This window comes from Niastella yeongjuensis, from assembly GCF_900110245.1.
Lineage (GTDB): Bacteria > Bacteroidota > Bacteroidia > Chitinophagales > Chitinophagaceae > Niastella > Niastella yeongjuensis.
In genome coordinates this window covers 208,042-224,331 of record NZ_FOCZ01000004.1, presented here as the reverse complement: position 1 = coordinate 224,331, position 16,290 = coordinate 208,042, and the positions used below count along the sequence as shown (strand labels likewise).

The following is a 16,290-nucleotide window of genomic DNA, read 5'->3' as shown; positions in this document are numbered from 1 at the left end:
TTTTTATATTTGAAGTACGAAAAAATACTGATTATGGAAACTTACCTGTTCGTAAAAAATGGAGATGAATGGTTCATTGATCTGCCTGAATACATTGAGCAGGGTGGAAATGCCGGCGATCTGCAAATGGTTGATGGGGCCGATACCATGCTCGACTTAATGGCAGAACGCGGCACATCTGTTGTGTTAAATATTTCAGAAGAACCATTTGAAGGCGCAGATGTGCTGGTAATGACCGGGAAATGTGATCCCAGCGTTGGTGGCGCTTATTATTTGATGGAGAAATACAATGGCAGGGAGGTAAATCACCGCATGTGGCTGTGCCAGGTAACAGAATTTGTGTTTGGCAAACTTCCCGAACGTATCTTTGTTAAAGAAGAAGATGCTTCAGAATAAACAAATACCTATGTGGCGTAAAATATGGGCAATAGTGCGGAAAATATTATTTCCGAAAAAGAGTTGTTGCCGGTAGTTAATTCCCCCCCTTAACACTTTCATGTCAGTATCACTGCAACTACAACACCTGGAGCGCCCAGGTTATACCATAGAGCTGTTTGTACCCGATGCGCAGGAAGTACAGGACAATTACTTTCAACAAAAACAGGTACAGGCACAGGTGCCCTTTCCACACTGGACCAAACTATGGCCGGCTGCGCTGGCGATGGCCGATTTTATTCATCAGCATCCTGAACTGGTGCGGCATAAAAATGTGCTGGAACTGGCCGCCGGACTAGGCCTGCCCGGCTTTATAGCAGCCCGTTATGCCAACACGGTTTGCGTCAGCGATTACCTGCAGGAGTCAGTTGCCGTTATGACCAGATCTGCACAGCATTTACAGCTATCTAATGTTACCAGTCAGCTGCTGGATTGGAGCTACCTGCCTGCAGGGCTCATTACAGACGTATTACTGCTAAGCGACATCAATTACGACCCGGAACAATTCGATCAGTTGTACGAGATACTGCTGCGGTTTATTCGCCAGGGGACCGCTATTCTGCTTTCTACTCCTCAGCGGCTCATGGCCAAGCCCTTTATCGAAAAGCTGTTGCCCTTTTGCCGGCAGCAGTATGAAATGACGGTATTTTACCAGCAGGTAAACACACCAGTTAGCTTATTGCTGTTGTAATGATTAAAACTTCATAAATTCCCAACGAACCGGAATAAACGAAGTCCGGGAAGCATAAATAAGTGGTCACTTGGCCTGGAAACCTGCTTTGAATATTTTTTGACAGCTTCAGAAAATTGGATGACAACATCAGCTCATTGAATGACGGAATAAATTATGATTTCGCGTCTTTGTCTTGTCCGATGTGACAATAAGCACATTAATTCACCTAATGGGCTATTCGATACTGCCAATGGTGTATTGGAGAGTCATAATGAGCAATGCGCAACTCACAATGTGCAATGCGCAAGTGGCAATTGATTTTTTTTTCGATTAAAATAAATTCACGGAAGCCATTATGCGATTTATGGAGGCTGTCATTCGATTTATGGAAGCTGTCATAAGAATTATGGTAACTCCAAAAAATTTATATTAGCCTTCAACCAATTTATGGAGGCTACCATTCGAATTATTGAAGGTTCAATTTGATTTATGATGGCTGTAAAACTGAATATGGGGGCTATTGCAAACTTATGCTATGAAATAATTAGAATAAGACGTCAAAAAAAGAGCGCAGGAGCCCCTCAAGGCAAATTATTGGGTCCGCAAGTTGAATTATTGACCCTTTAATACTGAATAGGGAAGCCTGCTTTGATTTATGATAGCTGTCATTTGATTTTGGAACTCACTGGTACTAACTTCTGGGCTTAATTGTGGCACATCCAACACCAGATCGCCACTGTTGCTATATCAATAGAGAAATTAAATTTTCGATTGTGACAAACTGATTTGTCTTTTAATACTAAATGTAATATATATTCGCGTACCCCCAAAATCAAATGACATGGAAACGCTTAAAAAAGGAATCAGTGTCCTTACTGGTTACCATACAAAAAAGCTAATTATTTGTCCCTCAAAATTGATTCGATTCTCCAATGTCAGATGTACGTAAGTTTTTTTCACAGACACTATATAGCATAGATTTCTCGTATTGACCAGTATTGATCTGTAAATACATTGCATTGGCATTAATCATGTTGCTGGTGTCATAACAATATTGCTTGTCTGTATATTCCATTATCAAGGGGTATTTATGTTCTTTTTAATAATAATATATAAATATATGTTTAAAACAGTTGTAGTAACCCTACTGGGAACGTTTTTATTCCATACCGTATCACTCGCCCAATTATATGTAAAGGGTACTGGCGTAGGCATAGGAACAAGTTCCCCCACCGAAAAGTTGCACGTTTCAGGTAAAGCATTAATTGAGTCTAATGATGGAAACATCCTTACTTTCAAAAGTTCGACTGCTTCGGCTCCGCAAATGTTATCTTTTTATAGAAACGGTATTCAGAATCTATGGATGGGCCTTGATCAGGGAACTGATTTTCAAATCGAAAATAAAACAGCAGGTGCCAATATACAATTGAAGGCAAATGGGGGCAGAGTATATATTCAATCCAGTTATGATAATGATAATATCGGCGGCACCCTGATGTTAAGACATCCGGGTAAGACCAATGAAGGTCAGAATATGGATTGGGCTATTTATAATATGAAGGACGGATACGGTAATGGCCTTTCGTTCTGGGGGTATGGAACAAATGTTAACTGGGGAAGAGTAATGACACTTGGAGACAATGGTAATGTGGCCATTGGAAGTATAGTTCCTGGTGATACCTATAAACTGCAAGTTGATGGAACTGTTAATGCAAAAGGATATAAAGTTAATGATACCACGATTAGCTGGTCAGACTATGTATTTGATCCCACCTACAAGTTGCGTACCCTTCCTGATGTGGAAAGCTACCTGATACAAAATCATCACCTGCCAGAAGTTCCGTCAGCAGAAACTGTTAAAAAAGAAGGTGTCAGTCTTGTTGAGAATCAGGCTCTTTTGTTGAAGAAGATTGAAGAATTGACCTTGTATGCAATTGAGCAAAATAAAAAGATATTGGCGCTTGAAGAAAAAGTAAAATTATTGGAAGAAAAAGGAAAATGATATTCCCCTATATAAGGAAACGGAAATTGCTTTGGACATTAAGCAACAGCACACACATACATACGTATAGATATCGATTATGAGAAAAATACTATTTCTTGGCGTATTTCTGATTTGTAACATTGTTTCGGCTCAAAATATTGCAAAGATCATTCCGCCGTCTCCTACAGCTGCTGAATTAGGAAGGGCCGGACTGGCTGTTCCAAACCTGGTAACGGGTGAGTTGCGTACCGAAATTCCCTTGTATACTTTAACGACCCCGCATTTGAAGTTGCCGGTAAGTTTAAGTTATTCTGCCAGCGGTTTAAAGATCGACGCCGTTGCTTCCAGGGAGGGCCTGGGATGGCTCCTCAATGCAGGCGGTATGATCAATAGAATGATCCTGGGAAAAGCTGATGATTATACAAACAAACTCCAGGTCCCGGCAGATTTTCCATCAACAAAAGGCTGCACGGCTACTAATTTTGTAAATGCAGCCATCCAGGATGGGTATGATACCCAGGCCGATATCTTTACATTTAGTTTTATGGGTTATTCCGGACAGTTTTTTATTGACGATAACGAACAGATTCAAAAATTAGAACAGAATAACCTGCTTATAACAAATAATGGATATGGGTCTTTTGAAGTAACTGCACCTGATGGGGTCCAATACTTTTTTGACGCAGTTGAAACGTCCCGGTCTGTAAATAACTGTTCGGGTAACCAGTTCGACAGAAATATGTACAAAAATGCCTGGTTCCTCACCAGGATCGTTCATCCTGATGACGATGTGATATCGATCAAATACGCAAACTGCCATGTTATTTATGAGTCGGGAATAAATCAATCGTTTAACGGGTTAAACACTATAGGGAGCGCCTGTGATCAGCCGACACAACGATTTGTTTCCTGTGAAACCGTGAACACTAATGACGGAGTATATCCGGTAGAAATAAGCTCAAACTCCGGCGGTTTGATCAAATTGTTATATGACGACAGGCAGGATCTGCGCGGGGATAAATGCCTGAGTAAAATGGTGATCTACGATGCCACTGCCCCAAAAGCAATAAAAGCGTATTCCTTTATATATGATTATAGTAATAAAAGTAGTACAGACGCTATCGATAAAAGGCTTTTTTTGATGAAGGTTGTGCAAACGCCTGATGAGGTTACCAGTAGTCCATCAAAAGAATATAGTTTTGATTATGGTTCCATCTCCAGTTTGCCACCCCGCCTGTCGTACTCGCAGGATTACATGGGTTTTTATAATGGTAAGTTCAATCCTACCATGATCTCCAAACCCGTTGACCAGCAATGGGTAAATCTTTTTCAATCGTATGGTTTTGGCGATCGCAGCCCAGCCTGGCAATATTCCCAAATGGGCATGCTGCAAAAACTAACCTACCCTACAGGCGGGTACGACCAGATCACCTACGAACCTCATCTTATTCTCAGCGATAATAGATTTCCACCGGATGAAATTAAACCCAATGCCTATTTAAGATTTGACGGGGAAGGTGGTGATATATTTAAGAGAAGTAGCGAAGATCAGTATTCGAATGTGGTCGTTGTAAACAATGACCACATCGGCTCGGTATCGGTTATCTGCCATCCTAAGGACGGAATAGAAGTGTATCCGGAGGATTCAAAATATTACTACATAAAATTTGTGTTACTGGAGGATGGTAATGCAATAATAGATGAACGTGTTGATTTAAATGTTCCTTTTTTAAAGGAAGATGTTCAATTGAAAGCCGGAAAAAGTTATCAGTTCAGGATTACTCATTTCAGCCAGGTTAATTCCCATTCAGAGTTACATTATTACGATGCTCCGGTAATAATTAACAGGGAGATCCCTGGTGTCAGGGTTAAAAAGATCGTTTCAGTTAATAATGTTGGTCCTGCAACGGAGAAAAACTTTTTTTATACAACCCTGGGAGAACCTACTAAGTCCTGTGGGATTGCCTATAATCAATTCCCTTATAACAAGACCAATTATACAAACCATGTGCTGGTTTCTGGTGGTGGTTTGGGCTCCTGTGTTTATAATGAATGCAGTTATGTACGATTTAACTCGGGAAGTTTTTATGATCTCTTTTCTTACGATGGGAAGCATATTTATTATCCAACCGTATTGGAATCGGATAAAGCTGATCTTTCCAATGGCTTGATCGAACATCAATATTGGGTTGAACAGGATGTTAATGCCAATTTGATATCGGGCGACCAGATCATGAATGGCCCTTTGTCCAATACGAGTGTTGGCATAAATGGTAAGGAGGCCCTCACCAATTATTATAAAATGATCAATGGTAACCGGGTTTTAATTAAGCAGGTAAATAACAACTGGATATACGATCCACGCCTGCGCCGTTCCAAAACCTTTTTTTCTTTAGTGGCTACAGGTGCGGGCGCTAGTTTATGCTCCTCCTGTAATTCCACCACGGGAAGTTTGTCCGATTTTCAAAATGTAACCTGTTTAAGTTATGAATTTCGTTCAGAATGGGTGTACAATGATAAGATCACTACCAAAGAGTTTGATGAAAATGGGAACCTGTCACTTACCACCATTCAGGAGAATAAATATGATAACACCATGCACCAGTTGCCTACCCAGGTGACTACCTATACCAGTAAAGGTGGTACGCTGACAAAAATGGCAAAATATCCGCAGGATGTGATCAATGAGAATCCCACCCATTTGAACAATGCGGGCGCCACTGTCGCCGACTGGGAGGGCATCAACAGCCTCGTAAACAAAAATATGATCGATGTGCCTGTGGAACAAATAACCATCAGGGATGGTAAACAAACAGAGGATCTGGTGAATTTGTACAGGGTGAACCCCGCTAATGGAGTTCCTCATCTGGCAACGGTAAATATCAGTAAGTTAAATTATCCCTTTGAAAAGCGTTATGAAGTATTGAATTATAATGCTGCAGGGAATATACTGGAACAAAGAAAAGCAGCCGGGGAAACAAATTCATATATCTGGGATTATCAAAATCGTTACCCGGTCGCCGAAGCGGTCAATGCTTCCACTGCTGAGATTGCCTACACCGGTTTTGAAAGTGATGGCACGGGTGGCTGGGCGGTTTCCGGCAGCCAACGGAATACATCCGGCAGTATTACGGGCAATAAAAGTTACGATTTGTCAAATGGGGCCATCACCAAAAGCGGCCTTGATCAGAATGCTACCTATATTGTTTCGTACTGGAATACCCAGAACGCAGCTTTTAATATTTCTGGTACACAAGTAAATGTTGTGCGGGGAAAAACAATAAACGGCTGGACGTATTTCGAGCATAAGGTTTCTGGCGTAACACAGGTTGTTATTCCGGGTAATGGTGGATTAATAGATGAATTAAGGCTTTATCCGGCAGGGTCATTAATGACTACCTATGCCTACGCGCCCATGATCGGCATGACCAGCCAATGTGATGGCCGTAATAAGATCACAAATTACGAGTACGATGGATTAAACCGGTTGTTGCGCGTGCGGGATGAGGATAAGAATATTCTAAAACAATATGACTATCAATACCAGATTTATCCAACCAGGGTTCCTTTATGGCAACGCACCGGTGCAACGCGTTGTACACCTTGCAGTGATAACATTCATACTACCTATTGTATGCAGGCAGAGGAAAAAGATGGAAATCCCAATAGCCCTTTATATAATACTACCCAGTGGGTGAATGTGCCAGGTGGTAATTGTACTCCGCAGCCCGACTGGCAAAATACAACTACTCCGGTGCGGTGTAAGAATACGAATGGGATTAACAGTGGGGAGCAGGAACAGGAACAGGAAGATAAGAACCCCTGTTCAAATCAAGGTAAACGCTGGATAGTAATAGCTACCAATACAACCGCTTGCCCCGTATGTAATACCGGAAATTGCTATGGGATTGATCACAAATGCATAAATAATCAATGTGAAGTTGGTAGAAAGGTGTATTACGAAAAAATACAGATAGATGTACATGTGTGGCAATGTTATTATGGCTATGAATTCAGTGATGGTACAACATCAGGGGCATTGGAGGAAATAACTACTTCGCCGCTCGGATGTCCAATTGTCAATTAAATGATTTTATGAAATATATTCTTATTGCATTCTTCTTTATTGTAAGTAGCAGGAAAACGTTCGCGCAATCGGATGTTGGTGAACAACGGTCTCAAAAAATAGCCAGGCGGATGATGGATACGCTTGGTCTTACCACCCAACAACGGGATAGTATCTATATCATCAATATGCGCATCCATACGCGGAAAATGCAGTATTGGAAGCAATATGCCAACAGTGAGGGCGACCCGATCACTTATTTTCTGCAAATAACAGAAAATACAAGGGACTCATTATATCGTGCGGTATTGACACCGGATCAGATGATCCTTTATCGCCGCAAAAAGCTAAACCTGTTATTTAATAACTAACATTATCCTAATAAATATGACCAGGTTAACAACCAGGCTGACTGTTTATATAGCTTTTATATTGTGGTCTGTGGGCGCCTGTGCGCAACAACCCCAGCCCCTTCAGGATATCTATAGCGCAGGGATGAAAGCGAACTATGTTCGAAGCTGGGAGGCTAACGCCCCGGAAACTGATCCCGGAACTTTGGTTGCAAGACCGCTAAAAGCCGTGAAACAAACGACTCAATATGTTGACGGATTAGGCCGGCCCCTGCAATCGGTATTAAAACAGGGTTCTTTATCAAGTGCAAATGGCAACAATCCTGTTGATCTGATAAGCCCTGTAAAGTATGATGAATTGGGCAGGGAGGTGTATAAGTACCTGCCCTTTGCGGCTAATAATACCAGTGGTTTGAATTCCATAAACGATGGATTGTTCAAATTGGATCCCTATCAGCAACAGGCAGCTTTTGGAGCGGTCCAATACCCGGGCGAAACCTTTTACTATGGACAAATTAATTATGAAAGCTCTCCGTTTAACCGCATAACGGAGTCGTTTGCGCCAGGTGATAGTTGGACTGGCACTTACGCCCAGACCAATGAAAATGACCGCCGGTCAGTAAAAGCAAAGTATTTTTTGAACACCTCAACGGATGAAGTAAGGATCTGGACAATAACAGACGTACTCAACGATTTTGGCGCCATTGGCACCAATGGTGTGTATGCTGCCGGGGAATTGTATAAAAGCATAACAGTCGACGAACAAGGTAAACAGGTTATTGAATTTAAAGATAAGGAAGGCCTGGTGGTCCTTAAAAAAGTGCAGCATACAGCCCTGGCCGATGATGGCAGTGGGAGCGGGCATACCAATTGGTTATGCACCTATTATATCTATGATGATGGGAACCTTTTAAGGGCCGTAATACAGCCGCAAGGTGTTGTGTTGTTAATGCAAAATGGCTGGAACATAACGTCGTTGAATGGAGATATCTTAAAGGAGCAATGTTTTCGCTATGAGTATGACCAGCGCGATCGGCTGACCATGAAACAGGTGCCCGGAGCGAAACCCGTGCAAATGATCTACGATGTAAGGGACCGGCTGGTATTTACCCAGGATGCTAATTTGAAAAAGAATGACCAATGGCTCACTACCCTGTACGACGGCTTGAACCGGCCTGTAATTACAGGGCTTATAGTTTATACAGGAACAGCTGTCGCATTGCAGGCATTGGTTAACACACCAGCGAATACAGGTGGCGGAACTACTCCCGCCCTGGTGAACGACCTGGTATTGCCGAATGCCGGTGAACCATCCCCGGTTAGTGGTGATAAACAGGCCATCAACAGTATTGCCCTGGTGGATGGTTTTGAAGCCGGCCCTCAATTCAGTGCTCAGATATTATTTTCAGGACAAACGGGTGGTTCTTCTCCCGGCACCATGATCGATGGAACGTTAATAAACAACGATCCCATTCCTGCCGGCGCTGCATTTACCCTGCTTACCCATACCTATTATGATAATTATGATGGTATTTATACCAATTTTTCAACAACAGATCTGGTACATGGGTATGAACCTTACCTGGACGCAGGTGCATCGGACTTTCCGGACCCTGTAACGCAGGGTGCTTCATTGACCGGGTTGGTCACGTGGACAAAAGTAAAAGTGTTAGGCGAAGACAAATACATAACATCCTGCAATTTATATGATGAAAAGGGAAGGGTGATACAGGTACAAACGATGAATTATACCGGGGCAATGGATATTGTCACGAACCAGTTTAGTTTTTCGGGTCAGTTGCTGCGGAGTCATATAAAACATCAGAAAAGCGGCGGTGATGGAGAACACTACGACCTGGCAACAAAGTACAGTTATGATGATCTCGGAAGAATAATGGCCGTAGAAAAGAACCTGAATAATACAGGCTGGAAGGCGGTTGCAACAATGGCCTACAATGCGTTGGGACAAGTGATAACCAAAAAACTATCGCCGGCATTTAATAACAACGCCGGCATAGAAACGTTGACCTATGATTACAATATAAGAGGTTGGATGCTGGGCGCCAACCGGGATTATGCCAAAAGCACTTCGAATACTACGCATTATTTTGGTTTTGATCTGGGGTATGATAAGCCAGCCATCGGCTCATTGGGTAATTATGCCGCCGCTCAATATAGTGGGAACATTGCGGGTACGGTATGGAAAAGCAAAGGCGACGGGCAGGTAAGAAAATACGATTTTACCTATGATAATGTGAACCGGCTAACCGGCGCCAATTTCACGCAATTCAACTCAGGCTTCAATGTAAATGCAGGAATCGATTTTTCTGTATCGAACCTGACCTATGATGCCAATGGCAATATACTTACCCAAACACAAAAGGGTTTAAAAGTATCCAGCAGCGATTATATCGATCAGTTGCATTATACCTATCTGCCGAACTCGAATAGATTGCAAAATGTAGTTGATGATAAGAATGATGCACAAACGAAATTGGGCGATTTCAGGACTTCTCAGGACTATATCAATATATTGGGCGGAACTAAAACAGCAGCGGCTACTGATTACGATTATGATCCCAATGGTAACCTCACGGTTGATCAGAATAAAGACATTACGGCTATTACGTATAATCACCTGAACCTTCCTCAAACCATTACTATAAAAAATAAGGGAAGTATAGATTATACTTACGATGCTACTGGTAATAAATTAAAGAAAACGGTACACGAAACAGGCAAGCCCGATAAAACTACACTCTATCTGTTCGGTACTTATGAAAATGATGTGTTGCAGTTTTTACCACAGGAAGAAGGAAGAATACGGCCTGTACGTGACGAAAACGGGAACTTCGTTTCCTTTACCTGGGATTACTTTTTAAAAGACCATCTGGATAATGTCCGGATGGTATTAACCGAACAAAAAGATCAACATAATTATATCGCCACCATGGAAAGCGGCGCCCGTACCCAGGAGAATCAGTTATTCGATAACCTGGATGTAAGCCAGTATCCGGCCAGTACTGCAGGTTTTCCGGGCGGCGGAGCAGAAGATTCAAATGAAACGGTAGCATATGTGAATGGTAACATTCAAAAGAAAGGACCAGGTATTGTACTGAAAGTAATGGCAGGCGATGTGGTGGATATCGGGGTAAGATCGTTGTATCATGATAATCCGGGGACAAAGCCAACTGTTGACCTATTCAATGATATCCTTGCTTCCCTGGCAGGTGGAATTGTGTCGACTTCGGGAGTGGCAAAGGGAACCTTGGCCGATTTAAGTGATCCGGTTAACAGTCCGCTGAAGGGTGCATTGACAGGTTTCCGCCAGGATAATAATAACGACATCCTCAATAAACCTAAAGCCTACCTGAACTGGATATTGGTTGATGAGCAATTCGGGTATGTAAACACCTTTCCGCAAAGTGGCGCTAAGCCAGTAGGTGCAGCCGAGACGGTTAATCCGCTGGTTCAAAGTGGTATTGACATCACTAAGAACGGATATTTGTATATTTACGTGAGCAATGAAACGGAAAATTGGGATGTGTTCTTTGATGACCTGTCGGTAACTCATCATACAGGGCCATTACTCGAGGAAACGCATTATTATCCGTTTGGACTGACGATGGCGGGGATAAGTTCGAAGGCGTTAATGCCAAATTATGCTGAAAACAAGAAACAGTTTAACGGAATAGAACATACTACTGATTTAGATATTAACCAATATGATGCTTTCTATAGAACGCTTGATCCACAGATCGGAAGATTTTTACAAATAGATCCTAAAATAGAAAGTGCAGAAGCGTGGTCTCCATATACAGCTATGTTGAATAATCCCATACTTCATGCAGACCCATTAGGAGATTCTAGTGTTCCCTGGCCTGCAAGAGTAGCTAATGCTGTCGGTAACACTGCAAAGGGGTTTTCCTTTGGATTAAATCAGCGTTTTCAACTTGAACCACCGATAACTTCTACAGTTACAGGAATAAGAGATATGATGGGTTCCATTAATAAGTCTGGAAAAATACGTGCTCAGTCTGTAATTAGAGTAGATGGACCGCATGTGGGAATGACGGAACCGCATTTAAATATTAATCCGAAAGTAACGGGAGTTCCTGATCCTCACATTAAACTTACACCTGGTCAGTTTGGCGCTTTAAAAACAACAGGTCAGGTATTGGAAGGGATAAATAAAGTAGCGGTACCATTAGCCCTTGCCGCCGACGGGATGCAGTTAGGAAATGCAATAGCAAAGGACGTTGATGAACACAAATCAGGCGATAATACTATTGTTGCATCGTCTAAGATTGCTGGTGGATGGACTGGAGCATGGTTAGGGGCTAAAGGAGGGGGAGCGATCGGTGCAGGCTTCGGCTCTTTTGGTGGTCCTGTAGGTACTGCGGTTGGCGGTTTTTTCGGAGCAATTATTGGTGGTATAGGAGGTTCCTTTATAGGTTCGAGTGCCGGGGAGGCAGCCGGACAAAAAATTGTAGAACTTAAAAATGAATAAGGATGGATATTAGAATTAATAATGTAACAATAACAAAAATTGATACTTCTTATAACAGTTTGGAAGAATTGGCTACGATTGAAAAACTTTATTTTAATATATTATGTAAAATTTTTTTAAATAGACCAGTGATTGTTTTGACGATTGCACCTCAAGAAAATTATTCGATAGGTTATGATTTTAGTTCGGTTTCTGAATTCAAGTTGGGTAAAACCAAATACCTCATTAACCAGATTGATTTCTGTCCTTCTTCAATACTTCAGGATATTAGCGAATCGGAAGAATTTGCACGAGGCTTATTGCTTTTGTTTACCGATGGAAATATTTTATCGGAAAATATTGACGAGATTATTAAATACGTTCATAACAATCTCGGCCTTGAAAATTTAACATATGAAATTGCACGCTGCGAAAATGATGGAAGAATTTTGTGCCTGTATAATTCGAAAATCTCAAATACTGAATTACAAACTGTAATTAACTCTACTTTGTCAAATTTAGATCTTTGAATTTTTTAGGGTCGAAATGCTCCGAAATGGCGCAAGCGTCCGCTTGTGCTTTCCGCTTCTTAGGTCGTTATTCGGATAAAAAAGTCAACGGTCCGTAATATTCTTATTGTACTGGTTGCGAGCGCGTCATTTAACGGACCGGGTTTGTAAAATATGAATCATGTATCATTTAATTAAAATATTAGCTAAAATCGAATTGCTTTCGGGGGAAAATACCCGAAATAAACCTATCGTAAATGGTTATAGACCTCTTTTCAATTTTAAAGATGAAAAAACAAAAATTTCAGGTCGAATTGATTTAATTGAAATGCCCTTATTCGAACCGGGAATGAAAGTATTGTTCAAATAACCTTTATTAAGGGAATGATAAATGATAGCCAATTTACTGCTGGGGAGCAATTTACCTTTGATGAAGGAATACATGTTTTAGGAAGTGGTGAAATTATTAAAGTAATAGGGGAGTTCCCTTCTTTCTAATTGTTGTTAGAATTAAAACAGTTTAAAAGCCGCAGCACCCGCTGCGGCTCATTAATCACTTATGAGAGCCAGATTTTAAATAAATTCTAGTTGTTCGATCCTTTTTTCTTTAATATTAAAAGCCCAATCTCACTTATAATTCCTCCCCTTCGGAAACATACTCAACTGTTCCTGGCCATCTCCCTTCGTTGTCTTTTCCTGCTTCGCTTCCCAGAAAAGCTTCGAGAAATTATAACATCGTTCAACGATCACATGGATGATGCCGTCCTGTTTTTGTAGTTTTCCTTCTACCATGATCAGTTTCGATAAGGCAATTTCTTTCCGATATTCTTTGAACAGGTTTTGAAAGAAGATCACATTGGTGGTACCCGTTTCGTCTTCAATGGTCATAAAGCAAACGCCCTTGGCTGTTCCTGGTCTTTGTTTCACTAATACCAATCCAGCCACTCTCACTATATTGCCGTCAATGCCTTTTTCAAGGTCGGCGGAGGATGATACATGAAGCTGCTTCAGCTTCTCCCGTACAAAACTCACCGGATGTTCTTTAATAGAAAGCGCAGTGGCCTGATAATCCTGCAGCACATGCTCGAAGGGTGACATTTCCGGTAAAATAACAGGATGCTGCTCATTGTTCGATTGATTAGAAAATATACCGGTAGGGGAGTCTTTTGTTGATACTTCCCAAAGCGCTTGTCTGCGGGCCAAATCCAAAGACCTGAATGCATCTGCATCGGCCAGCTTTTCCAGGGTGGTGTCAGAAATGCCTATTGTCCGCAATTCATTGATGCTGGTATATTGTTTTGTTCTATGGGTTAATAGCGTCTGTGTGTCCTGTTCCTTCATTCCCCTTATATGGCGGAAGCCAAGCCGAAGCACATGATACTTGCCTGATTTTTCTTCCAGTGTATTATCCCAATGGGAGTAGTTAACGTCGACTGGCTTTACTTCCACCCCGTGTTTTTGTGCATCGATAACCAGCTGTGCGGGTTGATAAAAACCCATCGGTAAACTGTTCAGGATGGCACAGGCAAACACATCGGGATAATGGCATTTAAGCCAGGAGGAAATGTACACCAGGTGTGCAAAGCTGGCTGCATGGCTTTCCGGGAACCCATAGCTACCGAAACCTTCCAGTTGTTTAAAAACCCGTTCAGCATACTCCGTTGTATAGCCGTTATTCACCATTCCTTTAATAAGCTTCTCTTTAAAATGAGAAACCATTCCGGGATTTTTAAACGTTGCCATACTCTTTCTCAGCAGATCAGCTTCTGTAGGGGTAAAGCCTGCTGCTACAATGGCTATTTTCATGGCTTGTTCCTGGAACAGGGGAACGCCCAGGGTGCGTTTCAGAATATCTTCCAGTTCTTTTGATGGATATTCCACCGGTTCTTCACCGTTCCGACGACGTAGATAGGGATGCACCATGTCGCCCTGGATGGGGCCGGGCCGCACGATGGCCACCTCGATAACCAGGTCATAGAAACAGCGGGGCTTTAGTCTTGGCAGCATGGATTGTTGTGCCCGCGATTCTATTTGGAAAACGCCAATGGTGTCTGCGGCACTGATCATGTCGTATACCGCCGCATCGTCTTGTGGGATATTCGCCAACGTTAAATGGAGACCATATTTTTCTTTGGCCAAATCGTACGCCTTGCGAATACAGGTGAGCATACCCAGCGCCAACACATCCACTTTAAGCCATCCTAAAACGTCAATATCGTCTTTGTTCCATTCTATACAGGTGCGGTTCTCCATCCTTGCATTCAGGATCGGGACCAGGTCTGAAAGCTTTCCTCTCGTCATAACAAAACCACCGGTGTGTTGGCCCAACTGACGGGGGAAATTAACGTACTGCCGGGTAAGGTCTAATACTTTTTGCAGGTGTTTGTCCCGTACATCGAATCCTTCTTCCGTAATCCGGGTTACATCCATCGGCTGCTCGGAATATGCACCCAACGAACCTACGGAACTGGCAAGCCGGTTGATAGCATCCATAGAAAGTCCCATTGCTTTTGCTACATCCCTGATGGCCCCCTTTGAATGTTGCTGGGTAACGGTGGCGACTATAGCCGCCCGGTCACGGCCATACTTGTTATAGATATACTGAATCACCTCTTCGCGCCTCGAGTGTTCGAAATCTACGTCTATGTCTGGTGGTTCGTTGCGCGCAGCTGATAAGAAGCGCTCAAACAGGAGATCAAATTTTGTAGGGTCAACCGAAGTAATACCAAGACAAAAACAAACGGTGGAATTCGCGGCAGAGCCTCTTCCCTGACAAAGGATGCCCTGTTGGCGGGCAAAACGTACGATGTCATATACAGTAAGGAAATAGGAGGCATAATTCATTTCCTCAATGAAACGAAGTTCATGGTTGATGTTGTCAATGATCTTTTGAGGTATAATGTTACCATAATATTCTTTGGCACCTTCCCAGGCTAAAATGGTCAACTCTTCCAGCGGACTACGGCCTTCAGTAAAGATCTCATCCGGGTACTCATATTTCAATTCATCGAGGGAAAACGTACAGGCTTCTGCAATCTCCTGCGTGTATTTGATGGCACCGGGATAGTGCCGGAACAACCGGTTCATCTCCTGGGCAGGTTTCAAAAATCTTTCTGCATTGGCATGAAGCCGGAAACCCGCATTATAGATGGTACATTTTTCACGCACACAGGTCAGCACGTCCTGCAATTGCCGTCTGGTTGAAATATGATAATGCACGTCGTTGGTGGCTACCATCGGGATGCGATAGCGGGTAGACAATTCTGCCAGTCGGAAAAGCTGTTTTTGATCATCACCGCCATACCTTTTTGAAGCGGCGAGGTAAAGATGGCTGCCAAACGCTTCCCGATATTCTTCTAACGTATTTATGTAAAGATTGTCAAAGGCAAATGCTTCGTTCAAATGGTCTGGCGGTATGGAGATAAACCGGAGACCTTTTGAGTGGCTGTACACATCTTCCTTGTTCAAAAAGCATTCGCCTTTTTCTGCCCGGGTATTACCTAAAGTAAGTAAGCTGGTTAACAGCGCATAAGCTTCTTTGTTGGTTGGGTAGGCCAGTAAGCTCGGCCCATCCAGCAAATCTAACCGGCAGCCTGTAATGATCCTTATTCCATGTTCTTTGGCTGCGCTGTATGCGCGAACGACGCCGGCTAAGGTATTCCGGTCGGTAATACCAATTGCTTTATAACCGAGCTTTGTTGCGTGCTCTACCAATTCATGCGGATGCGATGCGCCCCGCAAAAACGAAAAATTGGTGGTAACCTGTAGTTCAGTGTATTCCATA

9 protein-coding genes are annotated in these 16,290 nt (G+C 42.5%); 8 read left to right on the top strand and 1 reads right to left on the bottom strand.

Annotation, left to right across the window (positions count from 1 at the left end; translation table 11 throughout):
* The first annotated feature begins 33 nt into the window (after positions 1–33).
* The 8 genes from BMX95_RS12345 (at position 34) to BMX95_RS12310 (ending at position 12,876) form a co-directional block, all read left to right on the top strand.
* A complete protein-coding gene (locus tag BMX95_RS12345) occupies positions 34–396 on the top strand; it encodes a DUF6717 family protein (RefSeq protein ID WP_207631734.1) in 363 nt (120 codons plus the stop codon).
* A 100-nt stretch (positions 397–496) separates the two neighbouring features.
* Positions 497–1,126, top strand: coding sequence for a class I SAM-dependent methyltransferase (locus tag BMX95_RS12340; protein WP_081204905.1), 630 nt, complete (start codon positions 497–499; stop codon positions 1,124–1,126).
* A 1,102-nt stretch (positions 1,127–2,228) separates the two neighbouring features.
* Positions 2,229–3,110 (top strand): hypothetical protein, encoded by an 882-nt coding sequence (locus BMX95_RS12335; RefSeq protein WP_081204906.1) that lies wholly within the window; start codon positions 2,229–2,231, stop codon positions 3,108–3,110.
* 79 nt (positions 3,111–3,189) lie between these two features.
* Positions 3,190–7,179: a hypothetical protein gene (locus BMX95_RS12330; protein ID WP_081204907.1), complete on the top strand. Its 3,990-nt coding sequence runs from the start codon at positions 3,190–3,192 to the stop codon at positions 7,177–7,179.
* Positions 7,180–7,187: 8 nt separating this feature from the next.
* Positions 7,188–7,529, top strand: coding sequence for a hypothetical protein (locus tag BMX95_RS12325; RefSeq protein WP_081204908.1), 342 nt, complete (start codon positions 7,188–7,190; stop codon positions 7,527–7,529).
* Positions 7,530–7,545: 16 nt separating this feature from the next.
* Complete coding sequence (locus tag BMX95_RS12320) at positions 7,546–12,018, top strand: DUF6443 domain-containing protein (protein ID WP_081204909.1); 4,473 nt, start codon at positions 7,546–7,548, stop codon at positions 12,016–12,018.
* 2 nt (positions 12,019–12,020) lie between these two features.
* The gene (locus BMX95_RS12315) at positions 12,021–12,527 is read left to right on the top strand and encodes a hypothetical protein (RefSeq protein WP_081204910.1); all 507 of its coding nucleotides are present in this window, start codon (positions 12,021–12,023) and stop codon (positions 12,525–12,527) included.
* A gap of 160 nt (positions 12,528–12,687) precedes the next feature.
* Positions 12,688–12,876 carry a hypothetical protein gene (locus tag BMX95_RS12310; RefSeq protein ID WP_081204911.1) on the top strand — a complete coding sequence of 63 codons (189 nt, stop codon included), beginning with the start codon at positions 12,688–12,690 and terminating at the stop codon, positions 12,874–12,876.
* Positions 12,877–13,133: 257 nt separating this feature from the next.
* Here BMX95_RS12310 and BMX95_RS12305 read toward each other — a convergent pair whose 3' ends face one another.
* On the bottom strand, positions 13,134–16,289 hold the full coding sequence (locus BMX95_RS12305) for an error-prone DNA polymerase (protein WP_081204940.1): 3,156 nt from the start codon (positions 16,287–16,289) through the stop codon (positions 13,134–13,136).
* Position 16,290 lies beyond the last annotated feature (1 nt).